Below are 16,433 nucleotides of genomic sequence, written 5' to 3'. Positions count from 1 at the left end.
ACAACGAGTATATAGCTCAATATGACCGACGAAAAACTCCGGTGGAGCCTGCAAAAAGCCGTAGTTTTGGCCCATGCTGGCCGTTGAGTTTCGCCAGCAAACATCCAATTTATAGTGTTATGAAAGGAAAAGTGGTGCTTATTACGGGGGCTACCTCCGGCATTGGTCGGGCCTGCGCGTTGGTGTTTGGCCAGGCCGGAGCCCAGGTCGTTATTACGGGCCGCGACGAAGCCCGCCTGACCGCCACCCGCACGGAGCTGCAGCAGCAGGGCATTGCCTGCCATGCCGTACGCGCCGACGTGGGCGTGGAGGCCGATTCGGCCCGGGCCGTAGCCGAAACCATCACCGCTTTCGGCCGGCTCGACGTGCTGATCAACAACGCTGGTATTTCCATGCGGGCTATGTTTCAGGATGCTGACCTGAGCGTGATTCAGCAGCTGATGCAGACCAACTTTTTCGGAACAGTTTACACTACCAAGTTTGCCCTGCCTCATATTCTGGCTGCCAAAGGGTCCATTGTGGGTATTTCCAGCATAGCCGGCTACCGGGGCCTGCCCGGGCGTACCGGCTATTCGGCTTCCAAGTTTGCCATGCAGGGCTTCCTGGAGGCCTTGCGTACCGAGCTGCTGCCCCAGGGCGTACACGTGCTGGTGGCTTGCCCGGGCTTCACCGCGTCCAACATTCGCCAGACCGCCCTGGCCGCCGACGGCTCGGCGCAGGGGGAGTCGCCGCGCGACGAGGGCAAAATGATGACCAGTGAGGAAGTGGCCCACCACCTGCTGCGGGCCGTGCAGCAGCGCCGCCGCGACCTGGTCCTCACCGCTCAGGGCAAGCTAACGGTCTTCCTCAACAAGTGGCTCCCCGGCCTGGCCGATAAGCTGGTGCTCAATCATTTCCGCAAGGAAGAAGGCTCGCCGGTAAAGTAATTTGCGAGAAGCCCCTATAAAGAAGCCCCGTCATTCACCATGACGGCGCTTCTTTATGGCGAAGAGCCGCTGTTAGTCGACCAGCAGCAGGTCGTTGCGGCGAATGTAGGCGTCGCGGTTGCGCCACTCTACCCGGTACCAGATATCCTGCTGGTCGCGCACGAGCAGCCGGTCGCCGGCCCGGGCCGTGGTCAGCCACGCCGCTCCGGCGCTGGGGCCACCCATCAGAGCCGCGTGGGGGCGGGCCACTAATCCTACGGTAGCAGGCCGCAGGAAATTCAGATAGAAGCCCACGCCTAACAAATAGAACCCATAGCTCAGCCATAACCCCCGGCTGGCGCGGTGGCGTACCAGCAGAAAAACACCCACCAGTACGGCTCCAATCAGCAGGCCCTGCAGACCTGAGTAGTAGTAGCGTCGGAAGGTGATAAGCAGCTTGGTTTTCCAGGTATCGGGGTAGCCGGCCAGCCGGTAACTCTGGGCTAGCTCCGTCATCTTGCGCCAGGTTGCATACGTGGGCTTGCGACGGTGTGCCAAGCTCAAGTAGTATAGAGCCGCTGGATAATGCCCCAGGCCTTCCTGAATATACGCCATCCGCAGCAGTACCCGGGGCGAGGTAAGCCCCGGTGCAGTTCTTGGCGATATAGCGGGTAAGCCGCCTGGTATCGGGCTCGCGCAAACAGGGAGTCTGCCTTGGTTATTGCGGAGCTATGCGTTTGACTGCAAGCGTCTTGGCTTCCAACAAGCGTTAGGAATAAAAAAAATAGGGCGTTTTTAAGCAAAGCGTTTGGAAGTTTAAACGGACACCTCTACTTTTGCATCCGCAATCAGGGAAGAGAGTTTCCGAGTGCAAATAAACGATTCTGTAGCTCAGCTGGTAGAGCAATACACTTTTAATGTATGGGTCCTGGGTTCGAATCCCAGCGGGATCACCAAAACCTCGTTTGCGCAATGCAGGCGAGGTTTTTTTGTTATCATATAACACTGTGGGTTTCTACCCCGCTGCAGGCGGCTCGTTTAACAATATAGGCTGCTTGGCAAAACGACGCTACTATGTTCTCAATTTTGCTGGTTGCCAGTGCCCGCGGCCTCAGCACTTCCTCTAAGCCATTGGGCGTGAAAGCATTCTTGCTGCGCGGCCGCTGTATATCGCCCTTGGCATATTCCTGAAGCCAAAGGCTGGGTTATAAGCAGGAGGTCTTTATTGCTCGGCCTGAGTGGGCATCAGGGCTACCTCGTACAGGCAGTGCTCACCTTTTTTTCCTTTCAGCGGCGTCCGGATGCTTCGGGTAACAGCCAGATCCGGCCCGGCCGCATCAACCACGGCTTGCGACACGAGAAAGTACGTGCCGAACTCTTTGTTGGCGCCTTCAATCCGGGCCGCCACGTTTACGGTATCCCGATGGTGGCCAGCTTGCGAAAGCCCCGCCCCCCAATATGGCCCACTACGGCAGGCCCATAGTGCAGCCCCAGACGGACTCGGAAGCTGCGGCCGTACATCTGCTCCAGGTAATCGTTGAGCAGGCTTACCTGCTGCATCATCGCCTGACCAGCGGCTAAGGCATCAGTTACGGCGGTGGCTGGCTGCTTGAGCCCAAATACAACCATAAGTCCATCCCCGATATAGTCGCTGATGTGGCCGTGGTGGGCGCGCACGACTTCGCCCATCAGTTCGAAATAGCGGTTCAAGACGTGCACGACGTCAAAGGGCGGTACCGCGTCGGCAAAGGAAGTATACTCCTCGATGTCGGAAAACAGGACGGCTACCTGCCGCTGAGTGCCTTCCTGCTGGTCGGGGTGGGTCAGGGTGTGGCGGGTCAGCTCGATATCCAATGCATCTAGAAGGGGACGGCGCAGACGGAGGGGGCCCGCGGTAGTCGTTTGGCAGGCCAGGCGCACCGAGGCCGGTAAGTGCAGGCGGTCGGCCAGGGCCTGCTCATCGGCAGTGCGCGGCGAGCAATGAGCCAAGCCTTCGAGCACGTGTACACGACAAGTAGAACACTGGGCGCGGCCCCCGCAGGCGTGCACGTGCGGCACGTGTTGGCGCAGCGTCGCGGCTAAGATGGTTTCACCGGGCGTGATGTTCAGGTTTCCATTATCAGGCAACAAGTGCAGCGGAAACATAAGCGAATAGAGCGTAACGGACGAGTAGGAGGACAAGTATAGCCTGACGCCAAAGAGCTAGTAACCAGGCGACAATAGGGCGGTTGGGCGTTAGAGCTTATGCGCGGCTAGCTACCGGGTAATGCCCGCGCACATAGTGCATCAGGGCGCCCACAGTATCCACGGGCACTTCGTCCGGGATGGTGAGGTGGAAGTGGCGCTCCACTTCCAGGATAATGTCCACCACGTCGACCAGGTCGAAGTGCAGCTCGTGCATCAGGCGGGTAGAGGAATGCAGCCGGCCGAGGGCAACCCGCTTGCGGCGGCTAATCAGACGCCGAACTTGCTGGTCGGGATTGGCGGGCCAGCGGGATGAAGAAGCAACCATACGAAAAAAGAAAAATTAGGCGGCTAACCAAAATACCTTGTAGTCAGCTCACGCCCGGTACTTGTTTACTGTTCTAGAGCACGATTCTCTGGCTTGCCGGCAGCGTGGCAATGTGCTTGAGCCGGCCTTGGCGGTAGTCCTGGTACAGCCGGTGAATGTCGTCGGTGCTGTCTCCGATAAAGGGGCCATGTGAAACCATGCTCTCCCCGGTCGGCTGGCCGGCGTAGAGCACAAACCGGATACCGGCTTCCCCGGCCGTTATCGGTAGTTCGCTCAGCTCCTCGGAGGCCGCTACATCCAGCCAGCCCACTTGGTCGACTTGCAGCAGGCTGGCCTCTTGCCCCACCTTGGCGCTTCCCTGCAGAACATATAGCAGCGTGTTGAAATTGGCTGGCAGCTGCAGTGTCGTCGTTACCCCGGCTTCGATGCGGATATCGGCCACGATGATGGGGACGTAGTTTTTGACGGGGGAGGTCAGCCCGGCCAGCGTGCCACTGTAGAGCTTTATCTCGACGCCATCCTTCTCCGAGGTGGGCACATGCTCCAGCGGCAGGTCCTGCACCCGGGGTGGGGCCCACCGGTCTTTCTTGGGCAGGTTGACCCACAATTGTAGCAGGCGCATCCGGGCTATTTCGTCAATGGTCTCGGTATGCACAATGCCGCTGCCGGCAGTCATCATCTGGAAGTCGCCGCCCTTCATCCGGTGAGCCTCATCCCCGATTTCGCCTTCCAGAAGCAAGGACACCGTTTCGAAGCCCGCGTGGGGGTGCGGTCCGCCCACGGGCGTCGTATCTTTCTTGTCCAGCCGGTCGTCCATCAAAACAATGAACGGGTCACTTTGGGCGTAGCTGCCGTTGATAACGGCCCGCGCCGTGTGGTCAGGCCCCATAAAGCCGGTATGACCGGCCGGAGTGTTTATGCTTACTACTTTGCGTTGGAGTGCCATGGCTACTCTGTACTAAAGGTGAAGAAGAAACTACCACGCGTTGGGGCGAGCTACAGCGAGAGTAGCGGGCAAGGGCTGGTAGTGTTTGCGTTGGGAAAATCCAAAAAGTGGCGGGCTTACGTGCCAGGAACTAGCAGGAACTGGCCAGTGCTGCCTGTAGGCGCGGTGTGTGGCCGGTGGTGCTCACGCACGGGTAATGATGACCACGGGTATAGGCTCGTTAGCAATGGCAGGTCTGGGGAAACGACCGTTCCGAGCGGCCCGGCTCCCAGGCTTTGAATTTGGCAGTGAGTTGTTTGGCGCCGCAACGGAGCACGGATTCTACCTTGGGGAGGAGCAGAAAGCACCAAACCAGGCAGTCGAGAAATCCGGCTATACCAGTTAAATCGTCGAGCAGCTGGGCAAGCATATCAACCCACCAGCCAGAGCTGCTGACTGACCGCTGCGTGGTCTGGGCAGGATGAACCGGAGCTGAATGGCGCAGGGCTGGCCGCTGCTGGTAGCGGCTCTTACGCACACGAAGTGAGAAACTTCCGGAAGCGTGGGGCATGGTAATCGGGGCAGAAAAGGGACGCAGGCAGCAGGCAGGAAGTGTGGAGCGCTGTTCCTGCCTGGAGTTGCTTACAGACTGATACTGGCCAATGCTTTGGGAAGGGCCGTTTCTTGCAGGTCGGGAATGCTGGTGCCTTCCACACGCACCACCGTCACATCGGTCATCCCCAGGAAAGCCAGCACGGACTTCAGGTAAGGCACCACAAAGTCGTAGGCGGCCATGGGGCCTTCGGAATACACCCCGCCACTCGACATGGCTACATATACTTTTTTGCCTTTCACCAAGCCTTCGGGCCCAGCCGCCGAGTAGCGGAAGGTGAGGCCCGCGCGGGCAATGTGGTCAATCCAGGCCTTGAGGGTCGAGGCAATGCCGAAATTGTAGAGCGGAGCCCCAATAACGATAGTATCGGCGGCCAGTAGCTCGGCAATGGCTTCGTCGGAGTGGCGCACGGCGGCTTGCTGCTCAGTGGAACGACCTTCGGCGGGCGTGAAGAAGGATTGTAGGTGAACCTCCTCTAGGTGGGGAAAGAGCTGCTTGGTCAGGTCGCGGACCGTAACGGAGCTGCCGGGATTTTCGGCTACCAGTTTTTCAACGAGTCCATCGGCCAGCTGGGTGCTGTAAGACGCTGCCCGCGGGGGCTGGAGAGAATTTGCAGAATCTGCATGATAAAAGGGATAAGGGAATGGAGAAGTGCCTGCTGCGTGGAGGCGGGACAAATGTAGAAGGATTTGCTTACATAAAGTAAGTAAGTGATAAAATGTTTTTAGAGAATAAAAAGAAAGTAGTTACCTTTTGGTAAGTGTATTTTTATTTTTTGCGTACTTTTACAGTAGCAGCAACTTCGGTATCCCATGGAAATACATTCTCACACGCACTGCTTGAGCGCCATGCCGGCGCTGCGCCAGGCATTAGCAGTGCTTAATGGCAAATGGAAGCTCCCCATACTCATGGCCATCCGGGCCGGTAGTAGCCGGTTTGGCGAGATAGAGCGCAGTGTACCAGGTATCTCGGGCAAGGTGCTGGCCAAGGAGCTCAAAGACCTGGAAGACCACCGGCTCCTGCAGCGCATCGTGCATCCGGGCCCGCCCGTCGCGGTTAGCTACGCCGTACTGCCGTATGCCTTGACCCTGGACCCCATCATTTTTATGCTGCGCGACTGGGGTTCCCAGCACCTGCAGCTGTTAGAAGGCACCGCACCCGGTAGCGCTTCAGCCAAGCCGTAGTACCTGGTGGCTAACAGCCCACAGGAAATTTTATATCGGGCACTTACAGTAGGCCCCTCCCTAAAGAGCACGCAGCCTCAAGCCGTGTGCTCTTTAGCACCTAGCGGTAGTTGCGGGTTAAACGGCTGCCTTACTTCGTTCAAATGATTACAATGCCAGCTGGTACCGTCGACGTGCCTGGTTGGGGCTAGCGTGGGGCTTTGCTGGTGAGAAAAGCCAAGATGTGGCGAGCTACTACCTCCGGGGCTTCCCGGTGGGGAAAATGCCCAACCCCCGCCAGCACCAGCCGCTGATAGCCGGCGGTAAAGTATTGGTCGAGCCCCTCCGATTCCTGGGGCGCGTCGCAGGTGTCGGCACCTCCCTGCAGCATGAGCGTGGGAGTAGTCAGGTCCTCGATGGTGTGCAGGCGCTTTTGCAGGGCGGCGTAACGCGGGTCGGTGGCCTCGCCGGGCAGCCACCGGGAGCGGTAAGCCTGCAAGGTAATTTCGGCCCAGTCAGGCTCACTAAAATAAGCCGCCGTGGCCGTAAATTCCGCTTCGTCAAACCAACCGGGCGGGCTCCAGGTGTCCCATTGGATGCGGGCAAAGCCTACCGGATCCTGGCGCACAGCGGCGGCTCCTGCCTCGGTGCACATAAACCACTGGTACCAGAAGAGTCGGGACTGGGCAAAATCAGGTAAGGTAAAGCGGCCCTTTGGCTGATACGCCAAAGCCAGGGCCACAATGGCCGTGACCCGCTGGGGAAACAGCGCGGCCAGCGTATAGGCGGCGCGAGCTCCCCAGTCGTGCCCGACGACGGCCACCTGCTGTATCTGCAAGGCGTCCAGTAAGTCAATAGCGTCCTGGGCCAGGGCCACGCCAGGCGCTACGCGGGGCGTTTCGTCGGCCAGAAAACGGGTGGGCGCCGTACCGCGCAACGTCGGAATGATAGTGCGCCAGCCGGCGGCCTGCAGGTGCTCCGCCACCGCCCGCCACCCGCGGGGCGCATCAGGCCAGCCATGGAGCAGCAGGACGGGCGGCCCATCGGCGGGGCCTCCTTCCTCATAGGCTAGGCTAAGCACTTCGGTGCGGATAGTAGGCATAAGCAGTTGACAGCAGACTAGTCTGTTCGGGTTAGGTGAAATACGGCTAGGGGCCTGTGGGAGCTGATTAGTGACCCTACGCTATGCGGAGCCGGGCGGCCTCAGCCAGGGAAGAAAAAGCCGCGCGGTGGTACTTCTCATGCATCTCCCGCCGATTTGCTCAGTATGGGCAACAGGTGCGCATAAAGCGCGCCTAATCCGTGAGAAGTTTAGTGCCCAGCAGCTTTTTCAGATACGCCAGGCTTCTTTCCGCCTCATCCACTTGCCCGCACTCGACACTAAGGAATATCTCCCGGTCGAGCGGATCCAGGATTTTAATAACCCGCTCCCAGTCTACTTCGCCCTCCCCGCAGGCACAACCCACCGGAGTGCCCGTTACCAGACCGCGCTCCGCCTGACTCTGTTGCTGACTGATGTCTTTTGCGTGGACGTGTACAACATGCTCCCTTACCCGCTCCAGCCCCTGGTATGGATCTTCCAGGCCTGCCAAATAAAAGTTGCCCGTATCCCAGTTGACGCGAATCCAGGGTGAGGGGACCAGGTCCACCAAGCGCAAAAGTCCGGCAGAAGTACAACTGTAAGTACCGTGGGGCTCCAAACAGATAAATACCTGATGCCGCTGGGCTACAAAGTTGGCCTTGGTCAAGGTGTACTTCATCAGGGTGTGGGCCAGCTCATCATCCATCCAGTCGGGCTTATTCATGTCATCGGTATTCACGAATTTAGCCCCGCAAGCAGCCGCAAACACAATGGCCTGGGTTAGGCGAGGTACGGCAGCTTCGGGTTTCATCAGGGGGCTATGCCCGCTAATGCTGCTCACTTGCACGCCAGCTCTCCGGCAAATATCGCGCATGAGCAAGGGGTCTTCCTGCGTCGAGAAGGAGTGGAAAAAGTCGACCTCGCTCAGCAAATCCCAGCCGGTGTGGATCATGGGCTCCACGTATTGATAGCCTAATTCGGCAGCCTTTTCCACACCCCATTGAAACCCCTGGGCTGCGTGCTTAATGTATTCCATGTTAAGAGTAAGTCGATAGCGTGCCATTGATTCAGAGTTATGTAACAGGATCAGTATGACCTAAATATAGTAATTGTAGACTCTTATAAGTACAATCATATAAGTAAATTAATATTCGTGTGGGCCCATCCTGCCAGGCGCCTACGTCCGAGTCGAATAGGCCCGCAGCATTGCGAACCTGTCGGCCTCATCGGGACCGGCCGGCGAGTATAGCGCAGACCAATGCCGCGTCGCACATGCTGCACACCCGCGCTAGGGCACTTGTCAGCTACCGGTGGCCCGCATGTAGGGGGCGTTGTGCCAGCAGCTGCGCCACGATGTGCCTTCTGTCGCGGGCTATGGGCAAGGCAGTAGCCTGTACATAGGCGACCTGCCCGTGCAGCGCCGTGATAAACTCTTGCTGAACAACATAAGAGCGGTGCAGCTGAACAAATTGAGTGGCGGGGAGCAAGTCCAGCAACGCTTTCAGGGTCTTATGCACGGTTAGGACGCGCTTATCCGTGAGGAAAAGCTGCACGTAATTTTGCAGACTTTTCACGTACATAATATCCCGAACGGCGACGCGATGCACGATGCCGTCTTCTTTAAAAAACAGGTGGGGTGCGCTTGCCGGGGGAAGAGCCGCTCATGCCAGGTTCTGGCTTTTGAAACGGCTTTCTCAAAATCTTCTAAGAAAATCGGCTTCAGCAAATAGTCAATGGTGTTGCCCTTATAGCTCGACAGCGCATAGTCGGCGTAGGCTGTGGTAAAAATCACCAGCACGGGCATATCCACTATCAGTTCGGCAAAGCGGATGCCCTTGATACCGGGCATTTCAATGTCCAGGAAAAGTAAATCTATTTCCTTGTTTCGAATGAGCGGCAGCGCGTCCAGGGCATTGGCGTAGTCGCCCACGGGGTGCAGGTAATCGAACCGCTTGATAAATTCCAGCAGCCCTTCGCGCGCAATGCGTTCATCGTCAATAACCAGGCACCTTAGCATGGGCTCAATTTTACTTCCAGTTGTACGCAAAACAAACCATCTTCCTGCCGCAGGTCCAGGCGGTGGCAGCCGGGATACGCCAGGGCTAAGCTTTCCTGCACGTGCTTCAGTCCCAGTCCATTGTATTCCCCGAGCGGGGACGCCTCCCGGCACGTGTTGCGCAGCTCAAAGGTGAGCTGCCCGTCCGGCGTCAGGCTCTGGGAGTGCCGGACGTAGTATTTCCCCGCCGTATTGGGCAGGACGTGCTTGAAGGCATTTTCCACAAACGTAGCCAGCAGGAAGGGAGAAATGCAGAACGTATCGTCGGCGGGAGTGGCATCAAAGACGACTTGCAGGTCGGCTTCGCGCTGTTTTAGCTGCAATTCAAAATAGGCTTGCAAAAAGGCTACTTCCTGGCGCAGCGCAATGGTTTTCTTCCGCGACTCATAGGCATAATAGCGCAGAAGCTTACTATAGGTAGCAAGCAGTTGCAAGGCTTCGTTTTTGTCCTTGTGAATGAGGAAGTGCAGGTTGTTGAGCACATTGAAGGTGAAGTGCGGGCTCAGCTGGTTGCGCAGCAAGTGCATTTCCATTTCCAGCGCCTGGCGCTTGAGCATCTCCAGTTCCTTTTCCCGGGTAAAGGACTCCTTATACTTCTCAAATAAGTAGTGCAGGCAGCAGACAAACCCGCTTATAATAAATAAACCAAAAATGTTCGGCAGCGAGTCATGAAACAGTTCCTGGGCGACGGCCGTGGGCAGCAATGCCTTAGCCCAGATGTAGCCCTGAGCAGCTAGGACCAGGGTGAGCGTTCCGCACAATATCAGTAGGAGCAGAAGCAGGCCTAGCGTAGGCAGGCGGCCGATGAAGCGCTGGGTAGCGGGCCGGGACGCATAGTGGAAGTAGAGCCGGAACGTGGCCAGCACCGACAAGGTGTAGAGCAGGGCTGCGCTAAATGGCAGCGACTCGCTAGTAGCCAGTTGCAGCAGGATACCCAGGAAAAAGAGCGCCCAGAAGAAGGAGGTGATTTTACGCTTGCTTTCCATGAGTAAGGACGACCATCGGAGAAGCGCAAAGAACGGACGATAAGTGAAGGGACCCAAACGGTTCGTCAATGCCAGAAAGCTGCTCGTCAAAAGTCTGCCGGCCGGCGCAGTTCGTCAACGGATAGCTACCACTGGTCAAAAGCTGCGTGCACCCGGCCAGGAGGCCATCTACTTTTGCTTCCTCACAAAAGCACCTGAACGCTATGTTGAGAATTGCACTTCCTACCGCCGGCCTGTTGCTGGCCACGACCCTGCCGACCCTCGCCCAGCAGCCCGCTGCGCCCGTGGCCCTGTCCGTTGGCGTGGTAAACAGTTACCGCTTTCAGACTACTGACAGCCGCCTTGCCAATTACTACGGCCTGGGAAGCAAAATCCAGGTAGTGCTGCACGACAAGTGGCGGGTCGGCTTCGCGCAGCTGACCAGCCTCGCGCCCAAAAACCTACTGACAACGCCTGGCCTGGGTTCGGGCCACACCCGGCTGGCTGAGTATGCCGTGCGTGGCGGGGCCAAGTGGCACATTGCCTCTAGTGCCTACGCGCTGGGCGATATTCAGGCAGGTATTGGCACCTTACACCAAGGCAGCAGCCTGGAAGGACTAGCAGACAGTAAGAGCTCCTTCTTGACAGCCGCAGCCGAGGTAGGCCTTGGCTATCAGGTGACGCCGTTTTTGGCGCTAGAAGCCGGGGCCAGCTACCACCGCTACTTCAATGGCAACGAGCTGCCCGTGGCCACCAAGGAGCTGAACAACCTTAGCGCCGAGCTTTCCCTAGTGGGTACTTTGGGCTTGACAAAGCAGCGCTAAAGGATAGATGGGCTTCGTCTGCCACTACCGCTGCACCCTGATTTTCACCTCTTAATAGATCAGAAAATGAAAAAGCACCTGCTTTCCGGCACCCTTACGCTGGCGGTAGTAGCCGCCTGTCTGGCTTCTGCGCCCGCCCGGGCCCAAACCCAACCACTACCCACGGGCATTCGGCGCGTGGCGCTGCAGCGGCATGATCTGGCCACGCCCGGCCGCGAGGCCGTGCAAACCCGCATCGAGTTTGACCCGGGCGCGGCCTTTGGGCGGCACAACCACCCCGGGGAAGAACTCATCTACGTTCTGGAAGGCGAGCTGCAGTACCAGGTCGATGGCCAACCCCCGGTTACGCTCAAAGCCGGCGAGGTCCTGTTTATCCCGGCTGGCACGGTTCACGCGGCCCGGAACGTCGGCAAGGTCAAGGCCTCGGAGCTGGCCACTTACCTCGTGGAAAAAGGCAAGCCGATTCTAACGCTGGTGAAGGACTGACGCCGCTTTATTCTGAACGCTGAAATACTCACGCGCTGGCAAAGCCTGTCCTTGTCTCTGCCACTGACGAGTGCACGTGGCGGCCCGCGCCTGGCCCGCCTCTATTCCATTCAAGCTTTTTTCACCCCCTTTCTCGTATGAAAAAGACGTTTAAATCTATCCGCTTCGTCGCCCTGGCTTTGCTGTTATCGGGCTTGGCGCTGACGGCCACCGCCCAAACCAAGCGCCCGGCCGGCAGCCTGGGGCGGGCCGAGTACATCGAAGTGGAGCCCAACGTCCGGCTGCACGTCACTGACCTGGGCGAAGGCAAGCCGGTAGTCCTTATCCACGGCTGGCCCCTGAGCGACGCCATGTACGAGTACCAGTACGCCCACCTGGTGCAGAAGGGCTTCCGGGTTATCGGCATCACCCTGCGCGGCTTTGGCCTCTCCGATAAACCCGCGGGCAAATACACCTACGACGTGTTTGCCGATGACATCAAGGTGGTGCTCGATAAACTCAAGGTGGAAGGCGCCACCATCGGCGGCTTCTCCATGGGCGGGGCCACGGTAGTGCATTACGTGGCCAAGTACAAAGGTGCCCACGTGAGCCGCATGGCCTTGTTTGGCGCCGCCGCCCCACTCTGGACCAAGCGGCCCGACTTCAGCTACGGCCTCTGGACCAAGGCCGACGTGGATGGTCTTATCACGCTCAACAACACCAACCGGCCCCAGCTTTTCGAAAATTTCGGCCAGATATTTCCCGCCTCGCCCACCAGTGTTTCGCCCGGACACGGCGCGTGGCTGGGCACTATTCAGGCGCAAGCCTCGCCCTACGCCATGGGCGAATGCCTGAAGACCCTACGCGACTCCGACCTGCGCGCCGACCTCAAGCAGATCAGCATGCCCACGCTGATTTTGCACGGCAAACAGGATAAAATCTGCTCGTATCAGCTGGCCGAGCAGATGCACGCGCTGCTGCCCCAGTCCCGGCTGGTACCGTTTGAGAAAAGCGGCCATGCTCTCTTTATCGAAGAACTGGAAAAGTTTAACGACGAGCTGGTGGGCTTTATGAGCAAGCCTTCCTAATACCGTCCGGAAACGGGCCGGAGGAAGACAAATGCCGACTTTCTCCGGCCCGTGTTACCGTCGCTTTTTAGCCCAGCACGCATGAAAAACCTGTTGCTTGTCATTCTGTTGGGGGTAGCCAGCCCGGCCGTTGCCCAATCCCCGGAAGCAAAGCTTACCCGACTCGGGCTACCATTGCCGCCGGTGGCCGCCGCTATTGGCAGCTACGTGGATGTAGTGCGGGTAGGCAACCTGCTGTTTCTCTCGGGCAAGGGTCCCCGCCAACCCAACGGCAACTACATCAGCGGCCGGCTCGGCGCGGACCTGACCACGGCGCAGGGCTACGAAGCAGCCCGCCTTACGGCCTTGCTGCAGCTGGCCGTGCTGAAAAAGGAACTGGGCGACCTAAGCCACGTTCGGCGCATCGTGAAAGTCAACGGCTATGTGCTTTCCGCCACTGGTTTCGCCGAGCAGCCTCAGGTGCTAAATGGCTACTCTGACCTGCTGATTCAGGTATTTGGAGACCGGGGCAAACACGCCCGCACGGCCATTGGCACCAACGCCCTGCCCTTGGGTATGGCTCTGGAAGTCGAGATGGTAGTGGAAGCCGAGTAAGAGTAGGAGGATCTGGGTTGGTCGGTTCCAGCCCATTACCAGCTTCCCTGCCAGAAGCCTACGTGTTGATTATAGTGCAGTTTCCGGGGTAACCAATCGGGCTCCGTTAGGATATATTGCCTCTGGTTTGGGCATCAAGGTTCCTTTGCGCAGCCGCATTCGTGCCCAATTAAACACAGAGTGAGTAGCACTCTTAGGCAACTCCTGAGGCTGTTGCCAGTTAGAATCTAATCTATTGCGGCCCGACCAAGTCTTGCTCAAAACTCTTCGAGTTGGGTTCCCCATTACTATAACTGATTCAAGAGACCCTACTTATAGTTGGTAAGGGGCTTTTAGCTATTGCACTTCAGTTTTCTTAGCTTATGTTATCGTCGGGCAGGGGGAAAGCGGCCGACATTTGGGTATTGGTTTCACGTTTTACTCCGGTCCCATGAAATTGCTCCTCAAAATCGAAGAACTCGCCCAACTGTTGCTGGCCCTGTTCGTCTTCACGTACCTGCCCTACGCGTGGTGGGTGCTGCCCGCTACTTTTCTGCTGCCCGACCTGAGCATGCTCGGCTATGTGGCCGGGCCGCGCGTAGGGGCAGTGTGCTACAACCTGGCCCACCACAAAGCCCTGGCCCTGGCCGTGGGCGTTGCCGGCTGGGTGCTGGGCCTGCCGCTGCTCGTGCTGGCCGGCACGGTGCTGCTGGGCCACAGCGCCTTTGACCGCCTGCTGGGCTACGGCCTCAAGCACACCACCGGCTTTCACGATACCCATCTTGGACAGGTGGGAGCCAAACATGTAGGCACGCACTCCACGCACTAAATGCTTTTCACATGGGCGAAGACCATGTCAGCTGTTCGTCTCTTCGTGCTATCTGATAACCACAGTGGAGCAGCCCTAAACATAAAAAAAGCCCTTACGCTACGTAGGGCTTTCCTCATTAAAAGAAATCAGCGGCGGCTTACCGGATAAAGAAACCTTTGGCCTCCCAGGCAGCAACATTCTGGGTTCGTACAAAGCGGGTTTCTATATGGCCCCAGGCATCAATTTGATACATCACCGTCTTGCCAGCTTCGCGAGCCTGCAGCGCATCTCGTTGTTCAGCAGAGGATAAAGGCGGGGCAAGGGATTCAGCGGGTTTGCGCACCCGGGTGCGTTTGGCGGATTCAGACATACGGGGATAACAGAAGAAGCTTGGAAAGGTTCATACCCCATAGATGGCTTATGCCTTTTGCGTAGCAAACTTACTAAGTTTAGAGCACTATCTCTACAAATAAGTGGCTCTCTATCATTGAGTATTGCTAGGCCCACTGGGGAAACTTCACCTCTGACGTGTTGACGCACCTAAGTACATGCACGAGGGCGAAGCTTCCTTTAGCGAAGTGCAAACGGTGGATGTCACCAGTATTTTTGAGTAGCCTTTTCAACCAGTATTGCCTGCAATCAGTAGTTGAGCAACCCAGAGTCACTTCTGGGCTCTAAACGGTGACCTACCCACGCGGCTGGTATGTGGCAAATACGACTGTAGCTGCTCGCCGAACTTTGTATCCACGTAAGCACGGAGTTATTTTTCCCTGTCAGCGGACGCACGACTTGTATACTCAGGATACATCTTTTTTCTGCCGCCAAGTCAAGCAGTTTGTGGCGCTGGACAAGAAAGGTGCAGCAGGCTCGGCAAGCATAGCGCGTACGCACGGCCTATCGGGCCCTTTGCTGCTTCAGCCAGGAGGCCAGCAGGGGTAGCGCAAATATGGCCACTGTAAGTACCGTAAGGCCCGCATCGGCTGCCTCGCTGCTTAAAAAGCTGCTTACCGGATGTTGGGGGAAATAATGCTCGAACAACGAGAGCAGCAGTTTGAGCCCCAGAATACCGATGATGATAAAGGCCGCAGTTTCCAGGAACGGATACTTGGCCATCAGCAGCACAAAGGCCTGGGCCACCAGCCGCATAGACAAGATGCCGATAAACACGCCCAAACAAATCAGAATCAGGTTGTCGGTGAAAGCCACGACGGCAAACACGTTGTCGATGCTAAAGGCCAGGTCCATGAGCTCAATCAAAGCCACCGTGGCCCAGAACTTGCCGAACAAACCCAGGGTGCGGCGAAAAAACCAGCTTTGCTGCTTGTCCTCCATCTGCTCCTGATCCGCCGGGCCGCTTTTCGCCCGGAAATAATCGTAGGCCAGATAGAGCAGGTAGAGGCCACCCAGGGGTTTGAGAAACCAGAACTCAATCAGGAAAGAGGCGAACAGAATGCACAGGCCCCGAAACACGTAGGCGCCGATAATGCCGTAGCGCAGGGCTTTCTTGCGCTGCTCCTTGGGCAGGTCGCCGACCATGGTAGCCAGCACCGCCGCGTTATCCACCGAGAGCAGGCTTTCGATGATTACCAGGTTGCCCACAATGGCCGCGGCGCCGAGCGGATTGTCGAGTATTTGTTGCAGGTACTGTTGCATACGGAAGAGAAACGTGAGCTTACTGGGGCAGGAAGCGGGGACGGCGCTCGGGCTTGTCGGCCGACCAGCCAAAGTCGTGGCGCAGAATGAAGGCCAGGTAGTTGGGCCGGTCGGCGCCTCCGTTGAACTGGGTCATCCAGAGCAGCTCGCCGCCCAGGTGCTTGTTGAGCACGTAGCCCACGCCGCCCCACACCCGGTTGCTGTCGAAGGGGTTCTTCTCGTCGCTGAGGCGTATTTCATCCTTGATGGTGACGTACCATTTTGGGTTTTCCACGGCCCGGGGGCCCAACGGCAGGCGCAGCGAGGCTAGGTAGCGGAAGCGCAGCCGGAAGTCGCCGGGCGTCCAGCGCTCCTCGATGCGGTAGCGGTGCAGCAGCCGGGCCCGGCCCAGCTTGTTGTTGACGATAAGCTGCTGGTAGAGCCGGTTTTCGCGGTTGTCCAGCTTCCGGGTTTGCTCCGCATCGGCGTAGGGCTGCAACTGTAGGTACATGTAGCCGGCCGCCACCGACATGGGCAGGCTCTTGAGGTTGTATTGCAGGTTTACCAAACCCAGGAGCAGGCGCTTGTCGGTCAGGCCATTATAGGCGCGGTACTGGGCGCCCAGGTTCACGTCGAAGCGCTGGTTCAGCGAGTACGTGCCGGTGTATTGCAGCCAGCCGTTGTATTTACCCCGGTTTTGGGCCTGGGCGGGCCCGTTGGCCAGCACCAATAGTAGCAAGAAGAACAGTATCTTTTTCATAAACAGACAGGAAGCTGCGGCCTTCCCCGGCCGTGGGGTGGGAGGTAAGAGGGAGAAATC

21 protein-coding genes and 1 tRNA gene are annotated in these 16,433 nt (G+C 57.9%); 8 read left to right on the top strand and 14 right to left on the bottom strand.

What is annotated here, in order from left to right:
* The first annotated feature begins 119 nt into the window (after positions 1-119).
* On the top strand, positions 120-926 hold the full coding sequence (locus MUN79_RS23820) for an SDR family oxidoreductase (RefSeq protein ID WP_244675016.1): 807 nt from the start codon (positions 120-122) through the stop codon (positions 924-926).
* A gap of 72 nt (positions 927-998) precedes the next feature.
* Here MUN79_RS23820 and MUN79_RS23815 read toward each other — a convergent pair whose 3' ends face one another.
* The gene (locus MUN79_RS23815; protein ID WP_244675015.1) at positions 999-1,463 is read right to left on the bottom strand and encodes a hypothetical protein; all 465 of its coding nucleotides are present in this window, start codon (positions 1,461-1,463) and stop codon (positions 999-1,001) included.
* A 322-nt stretch (positions 1,464-1,785) separates the two neighbouring features.
* Here MUN79_RS23815 and MUN79_RS23810 point away from each other — a divergent pair.
* Positions 1,786-1,861: transfer RNA gene (locus tag MUN79_RS23810), tRNA-Lys, on the top strand.
* 266 nt (positions 1,862-2,127) lie between these two features.
* On the opposite strand, the gene MUN79_RS23805 is transcribed toward MUN79_RS23810, so the two are convergent.
* From MUN79_RS23805 to MUN79_RS23785, 5 genes are all read right to left on the bottom strand, one after another.
* Positions 2,128-2,313 carry a hypothetical protein gene (locus MUN79_RS23805; RefSeq protein ID WP_244675014.1) on the bottom strand — a complete coding sequence of 62 codons (186 nt, stop codon included), beginning with the start codon at positions 2,311-2,313 and terminating at the stop codon, positions 2,128-2,130.
* A gap of 2 nt (positions 2,314-2,315) precedes the next feature.
* Entirely contained in the window at positions 2,316-3,050 is a 735-nt protein-coding gene (locus tag MUN79_RS23800) for an adenylate/guanylate cyclase domain-containing protein (protein ID WP_244675013.1), read from the bottom strand.
* A gap of 97 nt (positions 3,051-3,147) precedes the next feature.
* Entirely contained in the window at positions 3,148-3,417 is a 270-nt protein-coding gene (locus MUN79_RS23795; RefSeq protein WP_244675012.1) for an acyl carrier protein, read from the bottom strand.
* A 73-nt stretch (positions 3,418-3,490) separates the two neighbouring features.
* Entirely contained in the window at positions 3,491-4,306 is an 816-nt protein-coding gene (locus MUN79_RS23790; protein WP_244675011.1) for a pirin family protein, read from the bottom strand.
* Positions 4,307-4,984: 678 nt separating this feature from the next.
* Complete coding sequence (locus MUN79_RS23785) at positions 4,985-5,632, bottom strand: FMN-dependent NADH-azoreductase (protein WP_244675010.1); 648 nt, start codon at positions 5,630-5,632, stop codon at positions 4,985-4,987.
* 135 nt (positions 5,633-5,767) lie between these two features.
* On the opposite strand from MUN79_RS23785, the gene MUN79_RS23780 reads away from it, so the two are divergent.
* Positions 5,768-6,139, top strand: coding sequence for a winged helix-turn-helix transcriptional regulator (locus MUN79_RS23780; protein ID WP_244675009.1), 372 nt, complete (start codon positions 5,768-5,770; stop codon positions 6,137-6,139).
* Positions 6,140-6,326: 187 nt separating this feature from the next.
* On the opposite strand, the gene MUN79_RS23775 is transcribed toward MUN79_RS23780, so the two are convergent.
* The 5 genes from MUN79_RS23775 to MUN79_RS23755 form a co-directional block, all read right to left on the bottom strand.
* Entirely contained in the window at positions 6,327-7,220 is an 894-nt protein-coding gene (locus MUN79_RS23775) for an alpha/beta fold hydrolase (RefSeq protein ID WP_244675008.1), read from the bottom strand.
* A gap of 193 nt (positions 7,221-7,413) precedes the next feature.
* Positions 7,414-8,235 carry a sugar phosphate isomerase/epimerase family protein gene (locus tag MUN79_RS23770; RefSeq protein WP_244675007.1) on the bottom strand — a complete coding sequence of 274 codons (822 nt, stop codon included), beginning with the start codon at positions 8,233-8,235 and terminating at the stop codon, positions 7,414-7,416.
* 268 nt (positions 8,236-8,503) lie between these two features.
* A complete protein-coding gene (locus tag MUN79_RS23765; RefSeq protein ID WP_244675006.1) occupies positions 8,504-8,773 on the bottom strand; it encodes a LytTR family DNA-binding domain-containing protein in 270 nt (89 codons plus the stop codon).
* The gene (locus tag MUN79_RS23760) at positions 8,770-9,216 is read right to left on the bottom strand and encodes a LytR/AlgR family response regulator transcription factor (RefSeq protein ID WP_244675005.1); all 447 of its coding nucleotides are present in this window, start codon (positions 9,214-9,216) and stop codon (positions 8,770-8,772) included. Before MUN79_RS23760 ends, MUN79_RS23765 begins: the two co-directional genes overlap by 4 nt.
* Complete coding sequence (locus MUN79_RS23755) at positions 9,210-10,241, bottom strand: sensor histidine kinase (RefSeq protein ID WP_244675004.1); 1,032 nt, start codon at positions 10,239-10,241, stop codon at positions 9,210-9,212. Before MUN79_RS23755 ends, MUN79_RS23760 begins: the two co-directional genes overlap by 7 nt.
* A 203-nt stretch (positions 10,242-10,444) precedes the next feature.
* Between MUN79_RS23755 and MUN79_RS23750 the strand changes: the two genes are divergently transcribed.
* From MUN79_RS23750 to MUN79_RS23730, 5 genes are all read left to right on the top strand, one after another.
* Complete coding sequence (locus tag MUN79_RS23750) at positions 10,445-11,044, top strand: hypothetical protein (RefSeq protein WP_244675003.1); 600 nt, start codon at positions 10,445-10,447, stop codon at positions 11,042-11,044.
* A 66-nt stretch (positions 11,045-11,110) separates the two neighbouring features.
* Positions 11,111-11,530 (top strand): cupin domain-containing protein, encoded by a 420-nt coding sequence (locus MUN79_RS23745; RefSeq protein WP_244675002.1) that lies wholly within the window; start codon positions 11,111-11,113, stop codon positions 11,528-11,530.
* 137 nt (positions 11,531-11,667) lie between these two features.
* Entirely contained in the window at positions 11,668-12,597 is a 930-nt protein-coding gene (locus MUN79_RS23740; RefSeq protein WP_244675001.1) for an alpha/beta fold hydrolase, read from the top strand.
* A gap of 81 nt (positions 12,598-12,678) precedes the next feature.
* Positions 12,679-13,191, top strand: coding sequence for a RidA family protein (locus MUN79_RS23735; RefSeq protein WP_244675000.1), 513 nt, complete (start codon positions 12,679-12,681; stop codon positions 13,189-13,191).
* A gap of 430 nt (positions 13,192-13,621) precedes the next feature.
* Complete coding sequence (locus MUN79_RS23730) at positions 13,622-13,999, top strand: DUF4260 domain-containing protein (protein WP_244674999.1); 378 nt, start codon at positions 13,622-13,624, stop codon at positions 13,997-13,999.
* Positions 14,000-14,138: 139 nt separating this feature from the next.
* On the opposite strand, the gene MUN79_RS23725 is transcribed toward MUN79_RS23730, so the two are convergent.
* The 3 genes from MUN79_RS23725 to MUN79_RS23715 all read right to left on the bottom strand — a co-directional run bounded on the left by MUN79_RS23725 (position 14,139) and on the right by MUN79_RS23715 (position 16,373).
* Positions 14,139-14,351, bottom strand: coding sequence for a hypothetical protein (locus tag MUN79_RS23725; protein ID WP_244674998.1), 213 nt, complete (start codon positions 14,349-14,351; stop codon positions 14,139-14,141).
* Positions 14,352-14,875: 524 nt separating this feature from the next.
* On the bottom strand, positions 14,876-15,634 hold the full coding sequence (locus MUN79_RS23720; RefSeq protein WP_244674997.1) for a MeeY/MeeF family manganese export membrane protein: 759 nt from the start codon (positions 15,632-15,634) through the stop codon (positions 14,876-14,878).
* Between the two features lie 19 nt (positions 15,635-15,653).
* Positions 15,654-16,373 carry a DUF2490 domain-containing protein gene (locus tag MUN79_RS23715; protein ID WP_244674996.1) on the bottom strand — a complete coding sequence of 240 codons (720 nt, stop codon included), beginning with the start codon at positions 16,371-16,373 and terminating at the stop codon, positions 15,654-15,656.
* Positions 16,374-16,433: the final 60 nt, after the last annotated feature.

The sequence above is a fragment of the Hymenobacter cellulosilyticus genome, assembly GCF_022919215.1.
GTDB lineage: Bacteria > Bacteroidota > Bacteroidia > Cytophagales > Hymenobacteraceae > Hymenobacter > Hymenobacter cellulosilyticus.
The sequence above is the reverse complement of the archived record's forward strand: the minus strand, read 5'-3'. Positions and strand labels throughout refer to the sequence as shown.

Excerpts from the sequence above, each read along its gene's own strand:
- MUN79_RS23820 (WP_244675016.1), top strand. The coding sequence starts at position 120 with ATGAAAGGAAAAGTGGTGCTTATTACGGGGGCTACCTCCGGCATTGGT.
- MUN79_RS23800 (WP_244675013.1), bottom strand. The coding sequence starts at position 3,050 with ATGTTTCCGCTGCACTTGTTGCCTGATAATGGAAACCTGAACATCACG.
- MUN79_RS23795 (WP_244675012.1), bottom strand. The coding sequence starts at position 3,417 with ATGGTTGCTTCTTCATCCCGCTGGCCCGCCAATCCCGACCAGCAAGTT.
- MUN79_RS23790 (WP_244675011.1), bottom strand. The coding sequence starts at position 4,306 with ATGGGGCCTGACCACACGGCGCGGGCCGTTATCAACGGCAGCTACGCC.
- MUN79_RS23780 (WP_244675009.1), top strand. The coding sequence starts at position 5,768 with ATGGAAATACATTCTCACACGCACTGCTTGAGCGCCATGCCGGCGCTG.
- MUN79_RS23775 (WP_244675008.1), bottom strand. The coding sequence starts at position 7,220 with ATGCCTACTATCCGCACCGAAGTGCTTAGCCTAGCCTATGAGGAAGGA.
- MUN79_RS23770 (WP_244675007.1), bottom strand. The coding sequence starts at position 8,235 with ATGGAATACATTAAGCACGCAGCCCAGGGGTTTCAATGGGGTGTGGAA.
- MUN79_RS23760 (WP_244675005.1), bottom strand. The coding sequence starts at position 9,216 with ATGCTAAGGTGCCTGGTTATTGACGATGAACGCATTGCGCGCGAAGGG.
- MUN79_RS23755 (WP_244675004.1), bottom strand. The coding sequence starts at position 10,241 with ATGGAAAGCAAGCGTAAAATCACCTCCTTCTTCTGGGCGCTCTTTTTC.
- MUN79_RS23750 (WP_244675003.1), top strand. The coding sequence starts at position 10,445 with ATGTTGAGAATTGCACTTCCTACCGCCGGCCTGTTGCTGGCCACGACC.
- MUN79_RS23745 (WP_244675002.1), top strand. The coding sequence starts at position 11,111 with ATGAAAAAGCACCTGCTTTCCGGCACCCTTACGCTGGCGGTAGTAGCC.
- MUN79_RS23740 (WP_244675001.1), top strand. The coding sequence starts at position 11,668 with ATGAAAAAGACGTTTAAATCTATCCGCTTCGTCGCCCTGGCTTTGCTG.
- MUN79_RS23735 (WP_244675000.1), top strand. The coding sequence starts at position 12,679 with ATGAAAAACCTGTTGCTTGTCATTCTGTTGGGGGTAGCCAGCCCGGCC.
- MUN79_RS23730 (WP_244674999.1), top strand. The coding sequence starts at position 13,622 with ATGAAATTGCTCCTCAAAATCGAAGAACTCGCCCAACTGTTGCTGGCC.
- MUN79_RS23725 (WP_244674998.1), bottom strand. The coding sequence starts at position 14,351 with ATGTCTGAATCCGCCAAACGCACCCGGGTGCGCAAACCCGCTGAATCC.
- MUN79_RS23720 (WP_244674997.1), bottom strand. The coding sequence starts at position 15,634 with ATGCAACAGTACCTGCAACAAATACTCGACAATCCGCTCGGCGCCGCG.
- MUN79_RS23715 (WP_244674996.1), bottom strand. The coding sequence starts at position 16,373 with ATGAAAAAGATACTGTTCTTCTTGCTACTATTGGTGCTGGCCAACGGG.